Genomic DNA, 23,639 nt, shown 5'->3' on the forward strand with positions numbered 1-23,639 from the left:
CCATGACAAAGCTGAAACTCGGCCCAGTCGTTGAAGACAAACCCGTCAAAGTGACGGTTGAACTGCCGGGCACGCTCCACCGTGATCTGATCGCCTATGCAGAGGTGCTGGCCCGCGAAAGTGGCCAGCCCGCTGCTGATCCCGTCCGGCTTATCGTGCCGATGCTGGAGCGTTTCATTGCCACGGACCGTGGCTTCGCGAAGGCTCGAAGGGGCAGAGGATAAGAAGATACGATAACGGCGACATTGAACGGTAACGTCATCAATGTTAGTGTGCGTTACCATGTTAGGAAAAGATCTCGATATAAGTGATTCGCAGTTTCTGGAAGCGCTGGAGCGCTATCTGGAAGAACTGCTTCATGCTCGCATCGTTGTTCGTGCATTCGAGGGTACGCGCAGCTTGCCGTCGTTTGTCGGGCGAGCTTACAGGCTTTATGAAACATATATTCTCGGGCACCACTGCATCATCGCTGCCAAGCTCGGAGATACAGGTACACCGGCAGATATCGCTAAGCACATCGACATCATCCGCAATGTCACCGACGCCACGGTGGTTTTCGCGACCATGAGCATTACCGCGCACAACAGGGCGCGGCTAATCGGTCAAGGTGTCCCCTTCATAGTTCCTGGCAACCAGCTTTACATCCCGGATTTGGCGATCGACCTACGCGAACATTTTCGTGCCCCACGCCGCCGGCAAGTGGCAGGACTATCGCCCGCTGCTCAAACGGTTCTTTTCCATCACATTCTGCATCTCGACAGGAATTTGGCAACGCCGTCCGCCTTAGCCGAACGGCTGCATTATTCGGCAATGTCAATCGGCCGAGCGTTCGATGACCTGGTGGCCGCCCGTCTCGCTGAAACCGTCAGACATGGGAAAGAGAGGCACATTAGCTTCAAGGCGGAAGGGCGACGCCTCCTGGAGGAAGCGACACCACATCTCCGCAGTCCGGTTCGTTCCATGAAATTCGTGCGTGGGAGCGCCTTCAGCGCACACCTGAAGTTGGCAGGGGAAACGGCGCTATCCCACCTCACGGAGCTGGCTAGCCCCCGTATCGACACTTTCGCCGTCGCCGCCAGCGACTGGAAAGCGATTTCGCAGGCGGCTGACCTTGTTGAAACTGACCGCGAAGAAGCCGACTGCATCATCGAGACGTGGTCCTACGATCCAGCCGCCTTGTCCGACACAAACACCGTGGACGTCCTGTCCTTGTACGCACAATTCCGGGATCATCGCGACGAGCGTGTCGCCATGGCTGCGGATCGACTTTTGGAGAAACTACCTTGGTAGCTGGCATTGATAAATTTCAGAAGTACTTCGCTGGCCATGAGGACCACTACGCCATCATCGGCGGGGCGGCCTGTGACCTCCTGTTCGATGAAGCCGGTCTCGATTTCAGGGCTACCAAGGATATCGACATGGTGCTCTGCGTTGAGGTGGTCGATGCCGCTTTCGGCACAGCCTTCAAAGCGTTTCTGGATGCGGGTGGCTACCAGGCACGCGAGCGCAGCACCGGCGACAAGGAATTCTACCGCTTCCACAAACCGTCGGATCAGAGCTTCCCCTTCATGATTGAGCTGTTTTCCCGCAGGCCGGGCACCCTCAACCTTCCGGAAAATGCGGAACTCACCCCCATCCCGGTTGAGGAAGACATCGTCAGCCTCTCGGCCATTCTGCTCGACGACGGATATTATGAAGCGTTGCAGTCCGCGAAGCGGAAGATCGAGGGCGTAACCGTCATCGATGAAACACTTCTCATCCCATTCAAGGCGCGGGCATTTCTCGATCTGTCCGCACGGGCCGAAGCCGGGGACAGGATCGACAGCAAAAACATCAAGAAGCACCGCAATGATGTACTTCGTCTGACCCAGCTTCTGCCTGGCGATGCCTCGATCACCTTGCCCGATCAAATTCGCGACGACATGCGACGCTTCCTTGATCTGGCAGCGGCGGACGACACTCTTGATCCAAAAGCGCTCAACGTGCCGTTTACCCGCGACGAGGCGATTGCCCTTCTCAGGTCTGTTTACAAGTTGGTCGATGCATGAGTCGAACCTTCATCTACAGCTTTACTCCGCCATCGCTGGACCCAGCCCCCGGGGCGACCATCACATTGGACGTCTCCGAGATCGAGGATGCCGGCATTCGCGAGGTGCTTCAAACGCCGGGCGCCGCTTACGGCGCATGGTCGATTCTCGATGCGCTGCTATCGCCTACCGGCATAGGCACGCCTTTCATCTTCAAGCAGCCGCTCGGGCAAGCTCGTGAAGTGAAGGTCGCGTTATCGGGTCTGTTCGGCAGATTCGTCGCCCGCGCCTATCTTGAACGCTACTTTGACCTCTCCATCTTTGCCCATCTCGGTAATCGTGTCGTCGATCTTGATCGACGCAAACGCGCCAAGATCGAGCGCCTCGCGCGAGGCGACCTACCCGACTGGATCGCGTGCAAATCCGATCTGACTTCGCTCACGATCGCAGAGGCCAAGGGCTGCCACGACCCAAGCGGAACAGCGAGGGCGCTTTCCCGCGCCTGGACACAAGCCGGACGGATCGACCTCACGGTCAAAGGCCGCAAGGTTACGGTGAAGAGGATCGCTATCGCCACGCGCTGGGGCGTGGCGAGTCCCAGCCCGGCCGACGCATATCTTTCCGTTCACGATCCGGTCGACATGGGCGAGGCCATCGACCCGCAAGACAAGGACGCCCCTTTCGTAGGCCTGCTTCGCTTGCATGTCGCCAGCATGATCGAACACCTCGGCCATGCAGAACTCGCCCAAGCGCTGCGTGATCTGACACGGCAGGCCCTCCCGCGTGCCTTGCAAAACACTTCGGCCCGAGCCCGCGCCACCTTGGACAATGCGGTGATTAGCGAAGTCGAGAAGGACGGCGATATCGGCGGCCTGGTTGGCGGGATCGTCACACGCGCGGGTCCGATCACCGATGCAAGCGCCAGCGCCGTCGATCAGGAGGCGTTGGCCCGGCTTAACCTTCGTCCGGTTTTCGTCGGCATCGATCGGGATCTGGTCCGCGCGGCAATCGATGGCGAAGCGGACACCATTCGCGGTCGTTTGGCCGCGAAGGCCAGTCCTGATGACTTTGCGCGCCGCGACGGCGCAGGCGGCTGGATCATTCCGCTTGGCGCGGAAAAACGCATTGTCGGCGGCGCATGACGGGGTGGCGACAATAGAACATCAGATGGCAGACCGCTGAAGACGGAGCCATGGGGGACCGAACGATGGATCAACAGAAGACTGACCTCTCGAACGAGGCTGCGGCGCTTGCAGACATACTGAAATGGTCAGTCGACCTGCCCGGCTGGCAGCGCGACGCCTTGCGTCGGCTGTGCGGCCAGACAAAGCTAGAACCTGCCGATGTCACGGCGCTCGTTGCGGTCTGCAAGGGCGGCACTCCCGCAGCTCCGCTGGATGCCACCCACATCCGTGACCCTGCCGCAAGCCATGCGGTCGTCAACCTCGGATCCTTGCATGGATTGTCGAATGTGAACGCGCTCGCGCCAGGCGAGCGGCTGTCCTTCGGCAAGACCGGCCTCACCGTGATCTATGGTGACAACGGTGCTGGCAAATCAGGATATGCCCGCGTCCTCAAGCAGCTTTGCCGGGCACGCTCACCGAAGGGTGATGCCATCCTTCCAAATATCTATGCCGGTGCAGGCGGCGTACCGACTGCCAGCATCGACTTTTTCATCGGCGGCCAGAAGCGAAACGCGACGTGGAATCAGGGCGGAGCAGTCGATCCTATGCTGTCCGCCGTCAGCGTCTTCGACTCCCGGACCGCCAATGTCCATGTCGAGAACACCAACGATCTCGCCTATACGCCCCTTCCTCTCCGCATTCTCGCCGGTCTCGCGCAGGCGTGCCAGGATGTGAAAGCCGAACTTTCGGCCGAAATCCATAAGCTGCAACAGCAAACGCCCGCCGTCCTCTCAAAACCCGAATGCAAGCCGGATACGGCGGTCGGCAAGATGATCGCCGGCTTGTCCGGAAAGACCAAACCCGACGCAATTGAGAAACTGGCTGGCCTGAACGCGCAGGAAGACGCGCGGCTTCAAACCCTCATTACCGATCTCGCTGGCGATCCAGCCCGGACCGTCCGTCAACTCCAGACTCAGGAAACCCGCATCAATGCAGTGATCGAACAGATCGGCAAGTTGACCACCGCCGCCTCTGAGCAGAACCGGACCGCGCTCCGTGAGGCTCATGGGCGTCTTGCAACTGCGCGAGCGGCGGCATTGGCTGCATCCGACGATCTTTTCGCCGCGGAACCTCTGCCGGACATTGGCTCGGATATCTGGAGAGCCCTCTGGGAAGCTGCTCGAACCTATTCACGCGAAGCGGCCTATCCAGAAAAGCCTTTCCCCGTGACAGGCCCGGATGCCCATTGCGTCCTGTGCCAACAGCCGCTCGGCGAGGAAGCCGTCAAACGACTGAGCAGCTTCGAAGCCTTCGTCCAAGACGAAAGCAAGCGCCGTGAAGAGGAAGCTGGCGTGGCTTATGACGATTTGCTGGAGGAGCTATCGTCGCAAAGTTTCCCCATGAAGGATCTGCCTTCATTCCTCGCGCTGATCCGCGACGATATCGGCCACGACGAGTTGGCTAAGATCCTTCGCCGCCAGATCGTCCAACTGTCCTGGCGGCTACGGGCGGTACTTCGAACCCACGCAAGCGAGGTTTTGCACACATTGCCGCCGGACGCGATCTCTGCGCCAGAGGAATTGCGTGATGTGCTGGTCGGGATTGCGACGCGGATCGAAGGCCTGGAATCGGAGGTAGGCTCTCCCCAACGTGCCTCCCTTATCATCGAGCGAGACGGCCTGGCCGACCGGAAATGGCTCGGCGTCGTGCAAGCCGACGTCCTTGCCCAAATTGAACGCTGCAAATCCATCGAGGCCCTGGAAAAGGCCAGTAAGGAAACGACCACAAACAAGATCACGACGCAGAGCGCCCGTATCGCGCAGGCTCTTGTCACCAATCGCCTGCGTGGCCGCTTCGCGATTGAAGTCGACAAGCTCGGCGTTGCCGGCCTCGCCATCGAGCTTCAACAGGCGAAGACCTCAGCGGGGGTGCCCTTCTTTCAGGTGCGTCTCATCAACAAGCCGAGCGAACCCGTCGGCAAGGTTTTGAGCGAAGGTGAGCATCGATGTGTAGCGCTCGCCGCTTTCCTCGCCGAGCTGTCGACCATCGACGCGCAGTCGGCGATCGTTTTCGACGATCCCGTGTCCTCTCTTGACCACCTGCACCGTGATAGGGTCGCCGCACGCTTGGCCGAAGCGGGCGAAACACGGCAGGTGATTGTGTTCACACACGACATGGCCTTCTTGCTTCTACTTGAGGAGGCCTGCCGGGCAACCAAGGACCGTGAAGCAACGCCGATCGCCTACCGGCTCATCAGTCGTGGCGCCGACAATTCCGGCTTCTGTCATCAAGACCCGCCAGCCAGCGTCATGCCGCTCGATAAAGTGATAGACGGAATGAAGGCACACCTTACGAATGTGAAAATCCACCACGAGCGCGGTGATCAGGCGAAATGGTTGCGGGAGGTGACATCCTTCCAAGACCAGCTTCGCACCTGTTGGGAACGGGCGGTAGAAGAGGTGGTCGGACCGGTGATCCGTCGCCTGTCACGCAAAGTCGATACGACCGGCTTGATCAAGCTTACCATCCTCACCGATACCGATTGCGCCACGATGCGTGAGGCCTTCGGCCGTTGCTCCGCGCTCCTTCATAGTCAGCCCGGCGAAATCAATCCCCGCCTGCCCTCAGCGGCGATGATCGAAAGCGAAATCAGCGCGCTAGCGAACTGGATCACTGACATTCGTACCCGCCAGGAGAGGGCCGCATGATGTCCATCAAACCGCTATTTCTAATGAATGTCGGTATCGGTAGTTGCGTGCTCCCGCAACCACATAAAAACCATCACCCCCAAACCCGCCCGCAAGGCGGGCTTTTTGCGTTCAAAGGCCAAGGCCATCGACAGAATGCCAGCCAGATCGCCGCGCACGTCGATCTCCCGTGCGCCACCCAGCACCAGCACCATCGCCTCGACAAAACCCCGCAAAGCCGTGCCTGGCCCCGCCTGAAACAAGAATTGCGCGAGCGCGACATCCCGCTTCGCCTACACCCCCCCCCGCATCCCACCAGCTATCCCGCCGATCAATCCCATGATCGGATACAAAGGCAGCAGTACCCGTCTACGGTAGCCAATCTTTCCTGGGCGCCTTCATCCTGATGATGCTGGCGTCAACCTTATCGGCCGCTCCGCCGAAGGAGATTAATCGGCACCTACGGATCGGGACCGATTTTCCTGATCCCCGGCCCTGACGGCTTTCGCAACTCAACAAAAAACCCGCCGATCATAGAACCGGCGGGCCTGAAGCTAGGCGCGACCCAAGGGCTTCAATATTGCACGGTGACAGTGACGGCGCGGCGGTTCTGCGCCCATGCGGATTCATCGGAGCCCAGCGCGGCGGGGCGTTCCTTGCCATAGCTGACCGTGGTGATCCGGCCGGGATCGACGCCGAGTGAGGCAAGATAGTTCTTCGCCGCATTGGCGCGACGCTCGCCCAGCGCGATATTATAGTCGCGGGTGCCGCGCTCGTCGCAATGTCCTTCGATTGTCACGCGGACGCTGGGGTTCTGTTGCAGCCATGCGGCCTGGCTTTGCAGCGTGGCCTGATCCTCCGCGTCGACATCATATTGGTCCAGACCGAAGAGAATGCGGTCAGAGGATACCGATGCGACGAAGTCCTCCTGGCTGCCTTTGACCGGGCCGCCCGGCGTAGCCGTGCCGGTCGCAGCACCCGTGTCGCCGCCGGGCGCGGGAGGCAGCTCTGCTGGCGGCTTTTTCGAGCAAGCGGCGAGTGTGATGATGGCTGTCGCCATCAAAAGGGGCCGGGATAGTTTCATCGGGGTCTCCTTGGTCGTTTTGGGCCGCCCGCGAAGTCAGGCGCTAGGCTTGGTTAAAATCGTTACGCTGTCAAGACGATTGGGTTCCGTTATCCACAGAAAAATGCTCAGGGGAGCAACGGGCCCCATGCCGGATCGGAACCGCTGAGCGGAGTGGGGATGCGGCGTTCGTTGACGCCGGTCAGATCGACTTGCCACACTTGGCTGGTCCCCTGGCGGCCCGCCGTGGTGCGGAAGAATTGCAGCACACGGCCGTTGGGCGACCAGCTGGGCTGCTCATCCTGCCAGCCATTCGTCAAAATCCGTTCATTGTCGCCGGTCGGGGTCATCACTGCGATCTTGAAGCCGCCCGATAGCTTGGTGAAGGCGATGAGGTCGCCGCGCGGCGACCATTCGGGCGTCGCATAGCGGCCGCCGCCATGGCTGATCCGGCGCTGGCCGGAACCGTCCGCGTTCATGACATAGATCTGCTGCCCGCCCGAACGGTCGCTTTCGAACACGATCTGGCGGCCGTCGGGGGAATAGCTGCCGCCGACATCAATGCCGGGCGTGTTGGTCAGGCGCACCGGCGTCCCGCCATTCACTGACACGCGATAAATGTCGGTGTTGCCCGCGACAGCCATGGAAAAGAGGATGTTGCGGCCATCGGGCGACCAGCGCGGCGCGAAAGTCGGATTGTTGCTTTCCGTCACCAGCCGCTGCTTGCCGGTGCCGATGTCATAGACATAGATGCGTACCCGGCTGCCCAGATAGCTCACATAGACGATGGACTTGTAATCGGGCGAGAAGCGCGGGGTCAGCGCGATCGACTGGCCGTTGGTGATGAAGCGGTGGTTCGCGCCGTCCGAATCCATGATGGCGAGCCGCTTGGTGCGGTTCCCCTTGGGACCGCTTTCGGCGATATAGGCGATGCGGCTGTCGAAGAAGGGACTTTCGCCCGACAGGCGCGCATAGATGGCGTCGGCGCATTTATGCGCGGCGCGCCGCCAGTCGCGGGGCGCGACGACATAGCCTTGCCGCGTCAGTTCCTGCTTCAATGCCACGTCGTAGAGATAGCAGCCAACGGTGATGTCCGCTTCCCCGCCCGTGGTGCGGACGAAGCCCTGCACCAGCGCCTGCCACGCCCCCCATTTCTCATATTGAGGGAAAGTGACTTCGGAAAAGCCGACCGGGGACAGGCCGCCCGGACCGGACGGATCGAACAGGCCGGAGCCTTTGAGGTCCGACGCGATCACCTCCGCGATCTTGCGGCCCAGTTCGCTGGAGGAACCGGCGGGCGTTGATACTTCCTGCTGGGCGGGAAGCGTGGGCACTGCGATCTTGAGATTGCTTTCGATCTCGCCGGTCACGTCGACCGAAAGCTGCGCCAGCGCGGGCGCGGCGGTGAAAGCGATCAGCGTGGCGGCCGCCATGCTGAAGCGGCGCATCAGGGTCGTCATCATCGGTTGAGCCTCGCGTCAAAGCGGAGCGGCCGCAGCCACTTCCACTGTTCGTAATATTGGGGCGGCAGATTCGTGAAGGGAGAGGCGAGCTTCACCGCCTGAATGGCGCGTTCGGCGTGAAGCTGCGCCTGCGGGCGATTGCTGGCGGTGACGCCGAGCTGGTCGATCACCTCCGGTTGGCCGATCACCCGGCCGTTTTTGTCCAGTCGCACTTCGAGCAGGGTGACAAGTTGGTCGGCGTCCGCACCCGAAGGGGGACGCCAATGCGGCTTCAATTGGCGGCGCAATTCCGCGTCGAGCGCGGCCTTCTGCTGCGGACCCATGCTGGAAGCGGCGGGGGCGGCGGGCTTGCGGGGCGCGTCAGCGTCCGTGTCGATGCCCTTGAGGAAATCCTTGCCCAGCAGCGAGCCTTTGGGCTTGTCCGCCTTTCCGCTGCCGGAGGCGCGCGCCGGGGCATCCTTTTTGGGCTTGGGCGCGTCCTTTTTCTTCGGCGCGGGCGCGGCGGCGGCGGGCTTGTTCGGTTTTTCCGGCGCGGGCTTCGCCTTGGGCGGCGCGGGTTTTTCGGGTGCGGGCTTTGGCTTTGGCGCGGCCTTGGGCACGTCTTTCTTGGGGGGCGCCGGTTTGGGCTTGGGCGGTGCGGGCGCGGGTTCCGGCGCCGGGGCAGGCTCCGGCTCCGGCGCGGCGTCCTGCGTCGGGCCTTTTTCCGGCGCTTCGCTGGGCGGAGGCGGTTCAGCCGAGATGCGCGGCGCGGCGGATTTCAGCGCCACCTCGTCCACCAGGCTCACGTCCATGGGCGGGGAATTGAGCTTCAAGGGATTGGGCGTGGCCAGGAATCCGGCGGACAGCAAGCCGAACAGCAGGGCATGTCCTGCCGTCGCGACGCCCAGGCCGATCTTTTCCGCGCGCTCCATCCCCTGAACCTATGAACCTTATTCTGAACTATCGCTGACGTCACCGGCGGCGGCATCGCCATTTTCCGCGCCGGTGCTGACCAGCGCGACCTTGTTGAGGCCCGCGCGGTTGAGTTCGCCCATCACCCGCATCACCCGGCCGTAATCGAGCGCGGTGTCGGCGCGCAGGAATATCTGCGGCGGCTCGGGCTGGCCTGCATGGGCCGACATGATCTCGGCCAGGCGGCCGGGCAGGTCGGCATCGCCGATCTGTTCCTCGTCGATATAGAGGCCGCCATCGCGGTCGATGGACACCACCGTAGGCTTGGCGTCCTGATCCAGCCCCTTGGCGCGGGTTTCGGGCAGGTTCACCGGCACGCCCGTCACCAGCAGGGGGGCCGTCACCATGAAGATGATGAGCAGCACCAGCATGACATCCACCAGCGGCGTCACGTTGATGTCCGCCATCGGCGCGCGACCGCGGCCCCGGCGGCCCGAAGGACCGGACATGGCCATTATCGCGCTCCTTCCCTGACGAAGGTGGAGAGCCGCCTTCTCATCGCTGGGCTTCCAGTTCGCGGCTCAGCGTCGAATAGAAGCCGTCGGCGAAGCGCGACAGGCGGGTTTCGAGGCGGTTGATGCCGTGGCTGAAGCGGTTGTAGGCGATGACCGCCGGGATTGCCGCGAACAGGCCGATGGCGGTGGCGAACAGAGCCTCCGCAATGCCCGGCGCGACGACGGCGAGGCTGCTCTGCTGCTCGGCCGCGATGGCGGTGAAGGCGCGCATGATGCCCCAGACCGTGCCGAACAACCCGACGAAGGGCGCGACCGAACCGATGGTGGCGAGGATGTTGAGCCGGTCGGACAATCGATCCACCTCCGATGCGATGGTGCTGTTCATCGCGGTATGGAGGCGGTCGCGCGTGCCGTCACGGTCGATCACCTTCTGCGCGGTGGAGCGGCGCCATTCGGACACGCCCGCAGCCATAACCTTGGCGGCGGGAAACTCCGCCTTGCCGCGCGCTTCATAGAAGCGGTCGATATCCTCCGCCTTCCAGAAGTCGCCCTCAAAGGCGCTGCTCTGCTTGCTCGCTTTCCGCAAGGTGAAGCTGAAGCCGATGATCATCGCCCAGGTCCAGATGCTGGCCAGCAACAGGCCGATCATCACGCCTTTCACGACGATGTCGGCCTGAAGGAACAAATGGAGCGGCGATATAGTGGCATTGGCGGCAACGGCGCCCATCGCGCCGACGGCGGGCATGGCAAGGCTCATGGGTGGATGTCTTCCCCTCTCATCAGGCGGCTGAAAATATCGATCCAGGGCTTGGGCTGCCTTCGGGGCCGGCCCTGGGGTGTCAGGAAGGCGACCGATATGTCGCCCTGCGTCAGTATTTCCTCGCCGCGCATGACCGCTTGCTGAATGGCGCAGGTGGCGGCGCTGACCTGTGACACGCGGCTCACCACCATCAGGTCGTCGTCCAGCCGGGCGGGGCGACGGTAGCGGATCTGAAGATCGGTGACGGCATAGACGCCCTCTCCCTCTTCCAGCGCCGCGCGCTGGCCGATGCCCGCGATCCGCAGCATGTCCGACCGCGCGCGCTCCATATAGTGCAGATAATTGGCGTGGTAGACGAGGCCGGACAGGTCCGTATCCTCGAAATAGACGCGCAGGGGGAAATGATGCTCCGCCGCGATGAAGCGGCCGGATGCGGGAACCGGCAAGCAAGGCGCTTCAAGGGCGTCGGAAAGGGCCATGCCCGCCTTTAACCATCATCGGCGAGCGGCGCAAAGCGGGAAATGACGCGCCCGCACCATCTTGCCCGCGCGATGGGGCTGTCCGTCCCGCTTCCCCGGCGCTAATGGCAAGCTGGTAAGCATGCTTCATGCGGAAGGATTTGGGTATATATGACTGACATTCGCACGGTCGGGGTGATCGGCGCCGGACAGATGGGCGCGGGCATCGCGCAGGTTTCGGCGCAGGCGGGCTATGATGTGATCCTGTCCGACATCGATCAGGCGCGCGCGGAGAAGGGGATCGCGGGCATTGCAAAGCTGCTGGCCAGGGGCGTGGAAAAAGGCAAGATCGAGCAGGCCGATGCCGACGCCGCGCTCGCCCGGATCAGGCCGGTGGGCGATGTCGCGCCGCTTGCGGGCGCGCAATTGGTGATCGAGGCTGCGACCGAGCGTGAGGACATCAAGCGCACGATCTTCGGCAATGTCGGGCCGCTGCTCGCGCCGGATGCCATTCTGGCGTCCAACACCTCCTCCATCCCGATCACGCGGCTGGCGCAGGCGGCGCCCGATGCTGCGCGCTTCGTGGGCGTGCATTTCTTCAATCCCGTGCCGATCATGGGCCTGATCGAGATCATCCGCGGCCTTGCCACCGCGCCCGAAACCGTGGGGGCGATCGAGGCCTTTGCGGTGAAGCTCGGCAAGCAGGTCGTCCATGCGTTCGATGCGCCGGGCTTCATCGTCAACCGCATCCTGCTGCCGATGCTGAATGAAGCCTGCTTCGCGCTGGGCGAGGGCGTGGCCAATGTGAAGGATATAGACACGGCGGTGCAACTGGGCCTCAATCACCCGATGGGGCCGCTGACGCTGGCGGATTTCATCGGACTGGATACCTGTCTTGAGATTTGTCGGGTGCTGCACAGTTCGACCGGCGACCCCAAATACCGCCCGGCGCCGATGCTGGTCAAATATGTCGAGGCGGGCTGGTATGGCCGCAAGACCGGCAAGGGCTTTTACGATTATTCGGGGGCTGAGCCTGTGCCTACGCGGTGACGGTCGTGGGCCATGGGGGCACGGGCCATGGGGCGGCGACAGGCGATAATGTCGGGGCGGTCCTGTCTCCGTTCGTCCTGATCTTCGAAGGACGCGCGCTGACGGTAGATCATGGCAATGGCCTTTCACGCATATCTCCTCCGGTGCAGCGATGGCTCCTTTTATGCAGATCATACAGATCATCTCGAAAGTCGGTTGGCCCAGCATCAGATGGGGTTGGGCGGAAGTTATACCGCTCCGCGCAGACTCGTTGCCTTGGTCTTGATGGAAAGTTTTGGGACGCGGGACGAGGCTCTAACCGCTGAGCGCAGAAGCAAGAATTGGAGTCGGGCCAAGAAGCAGGCTTTGATCGAAGGGGGAGCGAATTAGGCTCTTTGCCCGCAATCGACAGAGTTGAAACAGGTTGGGTAAACTTGACTCGCGTCCTTCGACAGGCTCAGGGCGAACGGAGGATGGTGAGGCGACCCATGCGGCCGGGGGAGCCATGCCGCATGGGTCGTGGCGCTCAGGCGTCCACGCTGATGACGCCGCGCCGGATCTGGTCCAGTTCAATGCTTTCGAACAGCGCCTGGAAATTGCCGTTTCCAAAGCCCTCATTGCCCTTGCGCTGGATGATCTCGAAGAAGATCGGGCCGAACATCGGCTCGGTGAAGATCTGGAGCAATATGCCTTCGCCCGTTTCCACGCTGCCGTCGATCAGGATGCGGTTCTTTCTGAGGCGCTCCAGATCCTCGCCATGGCCGGGGACGCGCTTGTCGACCAGTTCGTAATAGGTTTCGATGGTGTCCTGCAGGCGCACGCCGCGCGCCCGCAGCTTCTCCACCGTGGCATGGATGTCGTGGGTGGTCAGGGCGAGGTGCTGGATGCCTTCGCCATGATATTCGCGGATGAATTCCTCGATCTGGCTTTTGTCGTCCTGGCTTTCGTTGAGGGGAATGCGGATCGCCTGGTCCGGTGCAATCATCGCCTGGCTGAAAAGGCCGGTCGCCTGCCCCTTGATGTCGAAATATTTCTGCTCCTCGAAGTTGAAGAGGGTGCGGTAGAATTCGCTCCACACCCGCATCTGGCCGCGCCGGACATTGTGGGTGAGGTGGTCGAGCAGGTCGAGGCCGACGCTGTTCCTTGCTTCCGCCTCGCGCCAGCCGGGAAATTCGGCCCAATCGGCATAGAGGTCCGTGCCGTCTGCGATGAAATAAAGATAGGAACCGCCGATGCCCTGAATGACGGTGTCATCCTCGTCCGTCGGTTTCGCGCCATGCTCCAGCGCCCATTGCATTGCAGCCCCGGGGTCGGCGACGCGAAAGGCCATGGCGCTGGCCGAAGGGCCATGCTTGCCCCGGAAGGCCGCAACGCGCCCCGCATCGTCGCGGTTCAGCATCAGATTGATGCGGCCCTGCTTGTAGCGGGTGATATTCTTGACCGGGTGGCGGTGGGTGGGGGTGAAGCCGAGTTGTTCGAACTGCGCGACCATGGCTTGCGGATCGGGCGAGGTGAACTCGACGAATTCGAAGCCGTTGAGACCCAAGGGATTGTCCGACGTTGCGGTCATGGGAGGCGGTCCTCTTTTGTGAAGCGGCCACGGGCATATGCCTGCGTGCCGAGGGTGTAGATGCGATCTTCGGGGAGGATGGTGTCGACCTCCAGATCGGGGGCGCCCTCCAGCGCGTGGTAGAGGGGCGCGAAGTCCGTCTCGACGGTCTGGCGCAGCAGATCCTCGAAGCTGTCGATGACGAAGTAGCTCTGCTGATAGTCGTCGATGCGATATTTGGTCCGCATCAGACGCTTGAGATCGAAGCCCAGGCGATTCGGCGAAGGATCGTCCAGCGCGAAGATCGATTCACCATGCGAGGACACGATGCCCGCGCCGTAAAGACGCAGATCGTCGCCTTGCCGGATCAGGCCGAATTCGACCGTATACCAATAGAGGCGGGCGAGGCGGTCGATCGCGCCCATCCGCTCGGCGCGCAGCCCGCCTTCGCCATAGGCTTGCATATAGTCGGCGAAGACCGGATGGGCGAGCAGGGGCACATGGCCGAACACGTCGTGAAAGACGTCCGGCTCCTCCAGATAGTCGAGCTGCTCCGGCGTGCGGATGAAGCGGCCCGTGACGAAGCGGCGGTTAGCCAGATGCTCGAAAAAGACGCGGTCGGGGACAAGGCCGGGGACGGCCACGACCTGCCAGCCGGTGCGCCGCATCAGCCGGTCCGACAATTCGCTGAAGTCGGGGATGCCGGGCTTCGTCATGCGGAGGATGTCTAGCCCGTCCATGAACTCCGGCACCACGCGGTCGGGGAGCATCGCCGCCTGCCGCGCGAAGAGGGTGTCCCACATCGCATGGTCCTGGGGCGTGTAGGCGCTCCAGTCCTGCGGGATTGTCCAGTCTGCGGCGGCGCTCGCCGGGGCGCGCTCATGGATATGAGACATGGCGAAGAGTATTTCACGATTTTGCGGAAATTTCGTTTCAATCTCCGAACGAAAAAGGCTTATCATGAATCATTGTTTCGACTATGGTGAGAATATGAAACAGAAGCGTCAACTTGATGCGGTCGATCGCCGGATCGTGAAACTGTTGCAGGCCGATGCGTCGATCAGCCATGCGGAACTGGCCGAGAAGGTGGGCGCGTCGAGCGCGTCCTGCTGGCGGCGGATCAAGGCGCTGGAGCAGGCGGGGGTGCTGCTCAAGGCCGTGCGGTTAGTCGATCCGGCGAGCGTCGAGCGGCAGGTCAATGTGCTGTGCAACATTCGGATGCGGAGCCATGCGCGCGATGCGCGTGCCTTGTTCGAGCAATTCGTCGATGGCCGTGCGGAGATCGTGGAGTGCTTTTCCATGTCCGGGGAGTGGGACTATCTGTTGCGGATCGTCGTGGCGGACGTGGCGGATTATAATGATTTCCTGATGAACGTAGTGCTGTCGCACCCCTCCGTTCAGGGCGCGGCCTCCCATTTTGCGCTGTCGATGACGAAATATACGACGGCGCTGCCGGTTTAGCCCGCCGACAGTCCGTGCTTCTTCATGCAATGCCTTAGCTGGTCGTAGCTGAGGCCGAGGCCCTTGGCGGTCGCGCGCTGGTTGTAGCGGTAGCGGTCGAGCGCGGCGCGGACGATGGCGGCTTCATGAGCGTCGACGGCGGCCTTGAGGTCGGTGATCGACTCGAAATCGGAGGGCGGCGGAGGCGCGGGCGGCGTTTCGGCGCGCGGCAGCATCATCGGTTGCGGCTTCCACGGGGAAGCGAAGGGGTCGAAGGTGATGCGGCTCACCGGCCGCGCCGGATCGTCCCAGCGGTAGACGGCGCGCTCTACCACATTGCGGAGTTCGCGCACATTGCCGGGCCACCCATGACCCTCAAGCTCCGCCATGCAGGCGGCGGAAAAGCCCGGCCATTGCGGCCATGCCAGTTCCGCCGCCATGCGCCGCCCGAAATGGTCGACGAGGACGGGAATATCGCCTTCGCGCGCGCGGAGCGGCGGCAAAGTGATGACCTCGAAGCTCAACCGGTCGAGCAGGTCGGGGCGGAAACGGCCTGCCTGCGCGGCGGCGGGCAGGTCTTCGTTGGTGGCGGCGACGATGCGGACGTCGACGGTGATCGGGCGGGATGCGCCGATGCGGGTGACTTCGCCATATTCGATGACGCGCAGCAGCCTTTCCTGCGCCGCCATGGAGAGCGTGCCCAGTTCGTCGAGGAAGAGCGTGCCGCCGTCCGCTTCCTCGAACCGGCCGGGCCGCGCTTTTGTCGCGCCGGTGAAGGCCCCTTGCTCATGACCGAATAATTCCGCTTCGATCAGCGTTTCGGGGAGCGCCGCGCAGTTCATGACGATCAGCGGCTCGCCCCAGCGGCGGGAAAGGTGATGGAGGCGTTCGGCGACCAGTTCCTTGCCGGTGCCGCGTTCGCCGATCACCAGCACCGGGCGGTTGAGTTCGGCGGCGCGCCCGGCCAGTTCGACCGCGTCGAGAAAGGCCAGTGATTGGCCGACGAACTGCGTGTTCTTCTCCATTCCCAACTTATGGGGAAATTTCCCAAATCTTCGCAAGAGGATTTTGGCACGGGCCGCCTAAAGCCGCGCTTTTCCGCCATTTCGGCAAATTGGCACGGCTTCTGCAAAGACAGGGAGGAAGCCGCCGCACAAGCCGACGGCACTTTTGAAGGCCAGAGTTCAGGGAGCAAGAAGATGGAAGAGAAGAGCAACCCAGTCCGCGAAATCGGCCAATTGCTGTCCGTCGCCATCGCCGCCGTGCTGTTTGGATCGACCCTGATCCTTTCCGCCGTCGGCCCGGCCCGCGCCAGCGAAGCCCCGATGCTCGCGACACAGGATACCCCCGCGGCCCTGCGCTATCTGGCGTAAGGATCGCAAGCCCCGGCCGGGGCGGGAAGCCCCCCTCGCCCGCCCCGGCAAAGTTTTGACCAGGAGTGACGTTCAAATGGGTATATTCTCCCGCACCCGCGACATCATCGCCGCCAATGTCACCGACTTGCTCGACAAGGCGGAAGACCCGGCGAAGATGATCCGCATGATTATCCTCGAAATGGAGGAGACGCTGGTCGAGGTGCGCGCGTCGGCCGCCCGGACCATCGCCGACCAGAAGGAGATGCGCCGCCATATCGGCAAGCTGAACGCGCTTCAGGATAGCTGGACCGAAAAGGCGCAACTGGCGCTCAGCAAGGATCGCGAGGACCTGGCCAAGGCCGCGCTGGTCGAAAAGCAGAAGGCCGCCGACATGGCGCAGCAGATGTCCCATGAGATCGAGACGCTGGATGAGGCGCTGCGGGCTTCGGAGGAGGACATCGCCAAGTTGCAGGCCAAGCTGCGCGAGGCCCGTGCCCGTCAGAACAGCCTCGTCACCCGGATGCAGAGCGCCGAAAACCGCCTGCGCGTCCGCGAAGCCTATGCCGGCGAGAAGGTGAACGAAGCCTTTGCCCGCTTCGACATGCTGGAACGCCGCGTGGACATGGCCGAAGGCCGCGCCGACGCCATGGCGCTGGGCCAGCAGCCCAAGACGCTGGAGGAAGAGATCGCCGAACTCAAGTCGGCCGACAAGGTGGACGCCGAACTCGCGGCGCTCAAGGCGTCGATGAACGCTGGCAAGACCGGGGAGTGACGCCATGGAAGACATTCTTGTCCCCATCGCCATCGTCGGGATGCTGTTCATCGGGATGCCCTGGCTGATCTTCCACTATGTGACCAAGTGGAAGCAGGCGCCCAAGATCACTGACGAGGACGAGAAGCTGCTGGACGAGCTTCACCTGCTCGCCCGGCGGCTGGAGGAACGGTTGCAGACGGTCGAACGGATCGTCGCCGCCGACAATCCCGATTTCCGCCCCGCCCGTCCTTCGCAGGACGATGGCGATTATGCATTCGACCGGAGGAACTGAGATGACCGCCCGCCGCACCAAATTCTATCTCGACAAGCAGAACGGCAAGTTCATGGGCGTCTGCTCCGGCATCGCCGACTATACGGGCATCGACGTCGTCTGGGTCCGGGTTGCCATGGTCCTGTCTTTCTTCATCATCGGTTGGACGCTGCTGGGTTATTTCGTGATCGGTTTCGTCGCCGAAAACAAGCCGATTGGCCTCTATGCAGATCGCGACGATGCGAAATTCTGGCAGGGCGTGCGCGCCAATCCGGCGCGCTCCACCCGCGATGTGCGCTCCAAGTTCCGCGATATCGACCGGCGCTTGGCCGACATCGAAACCTATTACACCAGCCGCAACACGCGTCTGGCGGATGAGATCGAGAGCCTGCGCTGATACCGTTCATCGAACGGCGGATGCCGCCGGTCGAAAAATCGGCCGCGCGCGGGCCAAGGGAAGGAAATGGCGATAGCGCGCCGTCCTGACAGGCAAGGGGAAAAGCCATGAATCCATTTGAAATGGTCGTCGCCATCGTCGCGATCACCGCCATCGCCAGCGTCATCCGCGCCAAATATGGCGTCCTGCGCCGGGACAAGGGCGAAGCCTTCGCCCATCGTGGGCCGGACCCGGAAGCCGAAAGGCTGCGCGCGGAGGTGAAGGCGCTGAAGGATCGGGTGGCCGTGCTGGAACGGCTCGCGACCGACAGTTCCACCGCGCTGGAGCGCGAATTCGATAAATTGAAGGACCGCGACTGAAAGCGGCCCGGACGAACCGTAGGGAGGACAATGTGCAGGACCCCCTTTTCTATCTGACCATGGCCGTGGCCGGCCTTTCGGGGCTGGTGATCGTCGCGGTGACGGCGCTGCGCGGCTGGAACGGCTGGCTGGAACTCAAGCGCGCGGAACTGGCGCGCGGGGCCGGGGAAGCCGCCCCGCCGTCCGCCGCCACGCGGATCGAGGTCGCCGACCTGAAAGAACGCATCCGCAAGCTGGAAGCCATAGCGGCGGGCGTCGATCTGTAAAGCAGATGGGAAAAGCGGGTTTCGCCGCCCGCTTTTCCCCCTATATGGGCGGGCATGACACAGATGCGCGCCCTTGCCGATCTTCACGAAGAATATGCGTTTCTCGACGCCGACGATCGCTACCGGCTGTTGATCGATCTGGGCCGCGAACTGGAGCCGATGCCCGACGCGCTCAAGACCGACGCGACGCTGGTGCGCGGCTGTTCGGCGGCGGTGTGGGTCTATCCCACCGTGCTGGATGCCGATTCCGGTCATGGGCAGCGGCTGCATTTCCTGGCCGACAGCAATGCCGCGATCACCAAGGGGATCATCGCGCTGGTGCTGCTGACCGTGCAGGACCGGACGCCCGAGGAAATCGGCGCGGCGGATATAGAAGGGGCGCTGGCGCCGTTCGACCTGCGCAATCAGCTCAGTTCCAATCGGACGCAGGGGATTCCGAACATGATTGCCCTTATCCGCGAAACGGCTCGTCGCTACGGCGGCTGACCCGCGCAACCGCTGTTTCCGCACGGACGTTGTCCTTCCGTAACATGATATATGGAAGGAGAGAGGCGATGCGCGCCATCCTGACTTTGACGGCCCTTGGGCTGATCGCGGCCTGTTCATCGGGCGAGAAGGACATGACCCAGCGCGAGCAGATCGGGCAGACGTGGAAATATGAAGGCGGTGGGACCGGCGGCAAGCCGAAGGTCGCCTATATTGGCAGCGCCAACACGGTGCAGACGATCACCGCGCCCGACACCTTTTCGGTGATGCTGGTGCAGCCGATGACCAATGGCGAGAAGGACGTGACCGTCAAGCTGGTCGGCGCGCGGTTCCGCTGCGACCTGTCCGACTGCGCGGTGACGGCGGTGACGGACGACGGCAAGGAACATCGCTGGAAGGGTCGCATGGCCGACACCAATGACGGGATCGAGATCATGCCTTCGCAAAATGCCTATGAGGCGATTGCCAAGGCGAAAACGGTGAAGGTCAATCTGGCCGTGGGCAAGGATGACCGGACCTTCCCGTTCCAGTTCAATGTCGAGGGGCTGGACCTGAAAAGCTGATCGTCATTCCTGCAAGGACACGCCGGGGCTGCGCGGATCGGCAGCCCCCACCCAATGGCCGTCGGGCAGGCGCTCGGCGGCATTGGCCTTGAGGCCGAGGCGGGAGATGGCGACGCGGTGGCCCAGCCTTTCCAGCGGCGCCTTCATGGCTTCGAGCGATGTGCCCTGTTCCAGCACGAGGCCGTCGCCGTTGAAGAATTCCAGGCCCAGCGCGATGGAATCCTGCGCGGACAGGCCCCAGTCGAAATGGGCGATCAGCGCCTTGGCGACCTGCATGATGATGGTCTTGCCGCCTGCCGCGCCGACGGTGAAGATCGGCGTGCCCGCCGCGTCATAGACGATGGTGGGCGACATGGAGGAAAGCGGGCGCTTGCCCGGCTCCACCCGGTTGGCGACGGGCGCGCCGTTTTTTTCCGGCGTGAAGCTGAAGTCCGTCAGTTCGTTGTTCAGGATGACGCCATTGGCGACAAGCTGGCTGCCGAAGAAGCTTTCGATGGTGGAGGTCCAGGCGGCGATGTCGCCATTGCGGTCCACGGCGACGAAATGGCTGGTGCCCGATTCGGGCTGGGGCCGGGATGCGGTGCGCGGCTGCCCGCCCTGCGGCTGGCCGGGCTGGTAGTCGTTGCGGGCCTTGCGGAGCGAGATGAGGGCGGAGCGCCGTTTCAGATAGGCCGGGTCGATCAGCCCCGCTAGCGGCACGGCCACGAAGTCGGGGTCCCCCAGCCATGTGCCGCGGTCGGCATAGGCAAGCTGCATCGCTTCCCCGATCACATGCCAGGATCGCACATCGTCCTTACCCCATTGGCCCAGCGGGAAGCGTTCGACCATGCCGAGGATCTGGAGAACCGTGACACCGCCGGAAGAGGCCGGTCCCATGCCGCAGACGGTATAGACGCGATATTTGCCGCAGACGGGCTTGCGCGGTTTGGCCTGATAAGCGGCAAGGTCCGCCTGTGTCATCGGCACCGGATTTTTCGGCGCGTTGGTGACGGCGTCCGCGATCGCCTTTGCATTGTCGCCCAGATAGAAGGCGTCGGGTCCTTCGGCGGCGATACGCCTGAACAGGGCGGCGAGCGGCGGATTCTGGAGGATGGTGCCGATCGGCGCGGGCTTGCCGTCGATCCAGAAATATTTGCGAATTTCCGGGAAATCGGCCCAGATCGGCGCGACGGCGTTCATCGCGGTGTCGAGCCTTTGGCGCACTTCGAACCCGTCCTCGGCCAGATGGATGGCGGGCTGGAACAGGTCGGCCCAGGGCAGTTTGCCCCATTTGCGATGCGCGTCCCAGGCGAGGCGCAGATTGCCCGGCACACCGACTGAATAGCCGCCTGGCCATGCATCGCGGAAGGAAAGCGGCTGTCCATCCGGTCCCATGAAGCGGTCGGGCTTTGCAGCGGCTGGGGCAGTTTCGCGGCCGTCGATGGATTCGAGCGCCCCCGTCGCGCCATCATGATGCATCAGGAAGCCGCCGCCGCCGATGCCGCTGTTATGCGGTTCGACCACGTTCAATGCCAGCATCATGGCGATGGCAGCGTCCGTCGCGCTGCCGCCCTTGCGTAGGATATCCTGTCCCGCCTGGGCTGCGCGCGGATCGGCGGCGGATACCGTGGCGTTGAGCGCAACGGGCTCGCGCGCCGATAGTGGTGCGGGGGAAAGGGCGACGAGAGCGAGGGGGGCCAGCAGGGCCAGGAAGCGGAATGTCATGGCGGCCACCCTATCGCCCGCGTCGCTGGCTGCAAGCCTGCCTGTCCGGATCAGGCGTCGATACCGACTGCCTGACTGATCGTCCGCAAGCCGTCGCGTTGCAGCAGGGTCTTCAATCCGGCATTGATGCGCTTCGCCAGATACGGCCCTTCATAGACCAGCGCGCTGTAGAGCTGGATCAGGCTCGCCCCGGCGCGGATGCGGGCATAGGCCTGTTCGGCATCGGATATGCCGCCGACCCCGATCAGCGGCAGGCGGGCGCCCAACAGGCGGCGGAAATCGCGCAACCTCTCCAGCGAAAGGTCGTGCAGCGGCGCGCCCGACAGGCCGCCTGTCTCGCCCGCATGGGCCGAACGCAAGGGCGGGCGCGAAATGGTGGTATTGGACACGATCAGCGCGTCGATGTGGTGGTCGAGGCAGGCGGCGGCGATGTCCTCCACATCCGCCGGTTCGAGGTCGGGAGCGACTTTGAGGAAAATGGGCGTCCGGTCCGAGCCCCGTGCCGCCATCACCGCGCCCAAAAGCTGATCGAGCGCCGCCCGGTCCTGAAGCGCGCGCAGGCCCGGCGTGTTGGGAGAGGAAATGTTGACCGTCAGATAATCGGCGAGCGGCATCATGCAGGTGACGCCTGTGGCGTAATCCGCGATACGATCCGTCGCATCCTTGTTCGCGCCGATATTGATGCCGATAACCGCGCTTCCATTCCGCCGCCGCTTGGCGACTCGTTCTGCCGCCGCCGCTTGTCCACCATTGTTGAAGCCCATGCGGTTGATGACGGCCCGGTCCTCCTCCAGCCGGAACAGGCGGGGCAGGGGATTGCCCGGCTGCGGCAGGGGGGTCAGCGTCCCCAGTTCCGCAAAGCCGAAACCCAGGCCATGCATCTTGTGCGCGACCAGTCCTTCCTTGTCATAACCGGCGGCCAGTCCCACCGGGTTGGGGAAGGCGATGCCCGCGACCGTCTGGGCCAGCATGGGATCGGGTTGCAGGGCGGGCGGAGTCGGCATCATCCGCAGCAGGGCGATGGACAGGTGGTGCGCCCGTTCGGCGTCGAAGGCGAAAACGAGGGGGCGGATCAGGCGATAGGACATGGCGGCTGCTATGCCAGCGCCGCTCGCATCCGTCGAGTCGCTGTTGCGATTGGGCAACAGCTGATCCAGATCAGTTTTCATGGCTGGAATCGTAATATTTTGAGACATTTTCAGTCAGCCAATGTCCGATCCATCCAATAATCTTTCCCCGATTCGGGCGTAAAGCAGGGCTGCGACCCGAAGGCTCCAAGGCCACATGGCCGAACGAGACCTTTTCCTGGCCCGGCAGTGAAAGCTGCCGGGCCATTTTTATATGTGTCTTGTGCATGACACTGGATTGTTTCCCGATTTTAACCAAATTTTCTTGCGAAGCCGTCGCGAAGGGAGATATTGGATAGCGGGGGTCATAAATATGGGGTTGTATCCTCAATACACACCCGGGGGGGTAGCAGGGGTCGTCGCTGCGGATGACGGCGCGCCGCTTTCTTATACCGTCGAAGCGGCGCAGGGTCCGGTCAGGCTGCGTTATTTCGCTCCGCCCGAACCACTATGCGCTTATTTCGGTTCGCTTTATATTTTCAGCGTTTCCTCTTCGGGTTATGCCGACGCAACGCGTGCGGATGTGCCCCAACTGCGCTTCCGGCTGGGCGGGCGAGGCGGCAATTACATCTTTCAGGACGGCATGGTGATGCCGACGCCAGAGGTTTGCCTGTTGGGGCCGACCTTTGGCGCGACACGGTTCCGTCTGGAAGAACCGTCGCGGGTGCTGGGCATATCGCTGCTTCCCGCCGGATGGATCGCGCTTTATGGCGACGATGCGAACAGCATGGCGGACAGCGCCTTCGACATGGTGACATGCGATGCCGAATATGGGCGATTGCTGCAAAAGCTCCAAGGCATGGAGGATGCCGATGCAATTGCGTCGCTTTGCTGGTCATTCCTCCAGACACGGATCAAGCCGTTGCCCGACACGACCTGGCGCCTGCTCGAGGCGGTGGATGGTTGGCTGATGGACGAAGGATCGCCGCGAATCGAAATACTGGCCGACCGCACCGGGCTTTCGCCGCGGCAACTCGCGCGGCTTACCAACCGCTATTATGGTGCGCCGCCCAAGCTGCTGGCGCGCAAATACAGGGCGCTTCGATGCAGCGCGCGGATCGTGCTGGACCGGGAAAGCTGGCAGGTGCTGTGCGACGAAGGGGGATTTTATGACCAGTCCCATTTCATCCGCGAGATCAAGCATTTCATCGGCCTGACGCCCCAGCAATTGCAGAATGATCCGACCGCCGTCGCGCAGTTGACGCTGTTGCGCCGGTCGCTGGGCGGAGACGTGGCCGTCATCAATCGCATGAGCTGAACGCCGCTCCGCTTTTGTAGCGGATGCTATGAGAAAAGCCTTGATAATCCGCCGTTGGAGGACCACATGCCAATCGGATTGATTCGATCCGAT

Annotated in this window: 29 protein-coding genes; 17 read left to right on the forward strand and 12 right to left on the reverse strand. The window is 62.7% G+C overall.

What is annotated here, in order from left to right; genetic code table 11:
- Nucleotides 1–2 precede the first annotated feature (2 nt).
- From LDB26_RS18240 to LDB26_RS18260, 5 genes are all read left to right on the forward strand, one after another.
- Nucleotides 3–224: a DUF2274 domain-containing protein gene (locus tag LDB26_RS18240; RefSeq protein WP_108130984.1), complete on the forward strand. Its 222-nt coding sequence runs from the start codon at nucleotides 3–5 to the stop codon at nucleotides 222–224.
- A gap of 58 nt (nucleotides 225–282) precedes the next feature.
- The gene (locus LDB26_RS18245; RefSeq protein WP_145693913.1) at nucleotides 283–1,290 is read left to right on the forward strand and encodes a MarR family transcriptional regulator; all 1,008 of its coding nucleotides are present in this window, start codon (nucleotides 283–285) and stop codon (nucleotides 1,288–1,290) included.
- Entirely contained in the window at nucleotides 1,284–2,048 is a 765-nt protein-coding gene (locus tag LDB26_RS18250; RefSeq protein ID WP_108130986.1) for a hypothetical protein, read from the forward strand. Before LDB26_RS18245 ends, LDB26_RS18250 begins: the two co-directional genes overlap by 7 nt.
- Complete coding sequence (locus tag LDB26_RS18255; RefSeq protein WP_108130987.1) at nucleotides 2,045–3,169, forward strand: hypothetical protein; 1,125 nt, start codon at nucleotides 2,045–2,047, stop codon at nucleotides 3,167–3,169. The genes LDB26_RS18250 and LDB26_RS18255 overlap by 4 nt, the downstream gene beginning before the upstream one ends.
- A gap of 65 nt (nucleotides 3,170–3,234) precedes the next feature.
- Nucleotides 3,235–5,859, forward strand: coding sequence for an AAA family ATPase (locus LDB26_RS18260; protein WP_257539470.1), 2,625 nt, complete (start codon nucleotides 3,235–3,237; stop codon nucleotides 5,857–5,859).
- A 20-nt stretch (nucleotides 5,860–5,879) separates the two neighbouring features.
- On the opposite strand, the gene LDB26_RS18265 is transcribed toward LDB26_RS18260, so the two are convergent.
- From LDB26_RS18265 to LDB26_RS18295, 7 genes are all read right to left on the reverse strand, one after another.
- Nucleotides 5,880–6,074, reverse strand: a complete 195-nt coding sequence (locus LDB26_RS18265) for a hypothetical protein (protein WP_257539471.1) — start codon at nucleotides 6,072–6,074, stop codon at nucleotides 5,880–5,882.
- Nucleotides 6,075–6,412: 338 nt separating this feature from the next.
- On the reverse strand, nucleotides 6,413–6,922 hold the full coding sequence (pal, locus tag LDB26_RS18270; protein ID WP_062062427.1) for a peptidoglycan-associated lipoprotein Pal: 510 nt from the start codon (nucleotides 6,920–6,922) through the stop codon (nucleotides 6,413–6,415).
- Between the two features lie 107 nt (nucleotides 6,923–7,029).
- Nucleotides 7,030–8,364: a Tol-Pal system beta propeller repeat protein TolB gene (gene tolB, locus LDB26_RS18275; RefSeq protein ID WP_062062430.1), complete on the reverse strand. Its 1,335-nt coding sequence runs from the start codon at nucleotides 8,362–8,364 to the stop codon at nucleotides 7,030–7,032.
- A complete protein-coding gene (locus tag LDB26_RS18280) occupies nucleotides 8,361–9,275 on the reverse strand; it encodes a hypothetical protein (RefSeq protein ID WP_062062433.1) in 915 nt (304 codons plus the stop codon). The genes tolB and LDB26_RS18280 overlap by 4 nt, the downstream gene beginning before the upstream one ends.
- Nucleotides 9,276–9,293: 18 nt before the next feature.
- A complete protein-coding gene (gene tolR / locus LDB26_RS18285) occupies nucleotides 9,294–9,770 on the reverse strand; it encodes a protein TolR (protein ID WP_062062436.1) in 477 nt (158 codons plus the stop codon).
- A 40-nt stretch (nucleotides 9,771–9,810) separates the two neighbouring features.
- A complete protein-coding gene (gene tolQ, locus LDB26_RS18290; RefSeq protein WP_062062439.1) occupies nucleotides 9,811–10,527 on the reverse strand; it encodes a protein TolQ in 717 nt (238 codons plus the stop codon).
- Complete coding sequence (locus tag LDB26_RS18295; RefSeq protein ID WP_257539473.1) at nucleotides 10,524–11,009, reverse strand: YbgC/FadM family acyl-CoA thioesterase; 486 nt, start codon at nucleotides 11,007–11,009, stop codon at nucleotides 10,524–10,526. The genes tolQ and LDB26_RS18295 overlap by 4 nt, the downstream gene beginning before the upstream one ends.
- Nucleotides 11,010–11,159: 150 nt before the next feature.
- On the opposite strand from LDB26_RS18295, the gene LDB26_RS18300 reads away from it, so the two are divergent.
- Together LDB26_RS18300 and LDB26_RS18305 are read left to right on the forward strand one after the other, a co-directional pair.
- Nucleotides 11,160–12,038: a 3-hydroxybutyryl-CoA dehydrogenase gene (locus tag LDB26_RS18300; RefSeq protein ID WP_062062444.1), complete on the forward strand. Its 879-nt coding sequence runs from the start codon at nucleotides 11,160–11,162 to the stop codon at nucleotides 12,036–12,038.
- A gap of 117 nt (nucleotides 12,039–12,155) precedes the next feature.
- Nucleotides 12,156–12,407, forward strand: coding sequence for a GIY-YIG nuclease family protein (locus LDB26_RS18305; protein ID WP_062062447.1), 252 nt, complete (start codon nucleotides 12,156–12,158; stop codon nucleotides 12,405–12,407).
- 136 nt (nucleotides 12,408–12,543) lie between these two features.
- On the opposite strand, the gene hppD is transcribed toward LDB26_RS18305, so the two are convergent.
- Nucleotides 12,544–13,587, reverse strand: coding sequence for a 4-hydroxyphenylpyruvate dioxygenase (hppD, locus tag LDB26_RS18310; RefSeq protein WP_062062450.1), 1,044 nt, complete (start codon nucleotides 13,585–13,587; stop codon nucleotides 12,544–12,546).
- On the reverse strand, nucleotides 13,584–14,462 hold the full coding sequence (gene phhA / locus LDB26_RS18315; RefSeq protein WP_062068383.1) for a phenylalanine 4-monooxygenase: 879 nt from the start codon (nucleotides 14,460–14,462) through the stop codon (nucleotides 13,584–13,586). Before phhA ends, hppD begins: the two co-directional genes overlap by 4 nt.
- Nucleotides 14,463–14,556: 94 nt before the next feature.
- On the opposite strand from phhA, the gene LDB26_RS18320 reads away from it, so the two are divergent.
- Nucleotides 14,557–15,027: an Lrp/AsnC family transcriptional regulator gene (locus LDB26_RS18320; RefSeq protein WP_062068385.1), complete on the forward strand. Its 471-nt coding sequence runs from the start codon at nucleotides 14,557–14,559 to the stop codon at nucleotides 15,025–15,027.
- Here LDB26_RS18320 and pspF read toward each other — a convergent pair.
- Nucleotides 15,024–16,031: a phage shock protein operon transcriptional activator gene (pspF, locus tag LDB26_RS18325; protein ID WP_062062453.1), complete on the reverse strand. Its 1,008-nt coding sequence runs from the start codon at nucleotides 16,029–16,031 to the stop codon at nucleotides 15,024–15,026. The two genes, LDB26_RS18320 and pspF, sit on opposite strands and share 4 nt — an antisense overlap.
- A 174-nt stretch (nucleotides 16,032–16,205) precedes the next feature.
- Here pspF and LDB26_RS18330 point away from each other — a divergent pair, with 174 nt between their 5' ends.
- The 8 genes from LDB26_RS18330 to LDB26_RS18365 all read left to right on the forward strand — a co-directional run bounded on the left by LDB26_RS18330 (nucleotide 16,206) and on the right by LDB26_RS18365 (nucleotide 19,457).
- Complete coding sequence (locus LDB26_RS18330; protein ID WP_197413665.1) at nucleotides 16,206–16,379, forward strand: hypothetical protein; 174 nt, start codon at nucleotides 16,206–16,208, stop codon at nucleotides 16,377–16,379.
- Nucleotides 16,380–16,455: 76 nt separating this feature from the next.
- Entirely contained in the window at nucleotides 16,456–17,133 is a 678-nt protein-coding gene (pspA, locus tag LDB26_RS18335) for a phage shock protein PspA (RefSeq protein WP_062062459.1), read from the forward strand.
- A gap of 4 nt (nucleotides 17,134–17,137) precedes the next feature.
- The gene (gene pspB / locus LDB26_RS18340; RefSeq protein ID WP_021244449.1) at nucleotides 17,138–17,407 is read left to right on the forward strand and encodes an envelope stress response membrane protein PspB; all 270 of its coding nucleotides are present in this window, start codon (nucleotides 17,138–17,140) and stop codon (nucleotides 17,405–17,407) included.
- Between the two features lies 1 nt (nucleotide 17,408).
- A complete protein-coding gene (gene pspC, locus LDB26_RS18345) occupies nucleotides 17,409–17,783 on the forward strand; it encodes an envelope stress response membrane protein PspC (RefSeq protein ID WP_062062462.1) in 375 nt (124 codons plus the stop codon).
- 107 nt (nucleotides 17,784–17,890) lie between these two features.
- The gene (locus tag LDB26_RS18350; protein WP_062062464.1) at nucleotides 17,891–18,142 is read left to right on the forward strand and encodes a hypothetical protein; all 252 of its coding nucleotides are present in this window, start codon (nucleotides 17,891–17,893) and stop codon (nucleotides 18,140–18,142) included.
- Nucleotides 18,143–18,174: 32 nt separating this feature from the next.
- Nucleotides 18,175–18,408: a hypothetical protein gene (locus LDB26_RS18355; protein ID WP_145074058.1), complete on the forward strand. Its 234-nt coding sequence runs from the start codon at nucleotides 18,175–18,177 to the stop codon at nucleotides 18,406–18,408.
- A gap of 54 nt (nucleotides 18,409–18,462) precedes the next feature.
- Nucleotides 18,463–18,894: a SufE family protein gene (locus LDB26_RS18360; RefSeq protein ID WP_257539474.1), complete on the forward strand. Its 432-nt coding sequence runs from the start codon at nucleotides 18,463–18,465 to the stop codon at nucleotides 18,892–18,894.
- Between the two features lie 68 nt (nucleotides 18,895–18,962).
- Entirely contained in the window at nucleotides 18,963–19,457 is a 495-nt protein-coding gene (locus LDB26_RS18365; protein WP_257539476.1) for a hypothetical protein, read from the forward strand.
- Nucleotides 19,458–19,460: 3 nt separating this feature from the next.
- On the opposite strand, the gene ggt is transcribed toward LDB26_RS18365, so the two are convergent.
- Nucleotides 19,461–21,161, reverse strand: coding sequence for a gamma-glutamyltransferase (ggt, locus tag LDB26_RS18370; RefSeq protein ID WP_062068387.1), 1,701 nt, complete (start codon nucleotides 21,159–21,161; stop codon nucleotides 19,461–19,463).
- Between the two features lie 50 nt (nucleotides 21,162–21,211).
- Nucleotides 21,212–22,249, reverse strand: coding sequence for a quinone-dependent dihydroorotate dehydrogenase (locus tag LDB26_RS18375; RefSeq protein ID WP_257542198.1), 1,038 nt, complete (start codon nucleotides 22,247–22,249; stop codon nucleotides 21,212–21,214).
- A 352-nt stretch (nucleotides 22,250–22,601) separates the two neighbouring features.
- Here LDB26_RS18375 and LDB26_RS18380 point away from each other — a divergent pair, with 352 nt between their 5' ends.
- Nucleotides 22,602–23,546 carry a helix-turn-helix domain-containing protein gene (locus tag LDB26_RS18380; RefSeq protein WP_373886136.1) on the forward strand — a complete coding sequence of 315 codons (945 nt, stop codon included), beginning with the start codon at nucleotides 22,602–22,604 and terminating at the stop codon, nucleotides 23,544–23,546.
- Nucleotides 23,547–23,639: the final 93 nt, after the last annotated feature.

The organism is Sphingobium sp. CFD-1 (assembly GCF_024611115.1).
Classification (GTDB): domain Bacteria; phylum Pseudomonadota; class Alphaproteobacteria; order Sphingomonadales; family Sphingomonadaceae; genus Sphingobium; species Sphingobium baderi_A.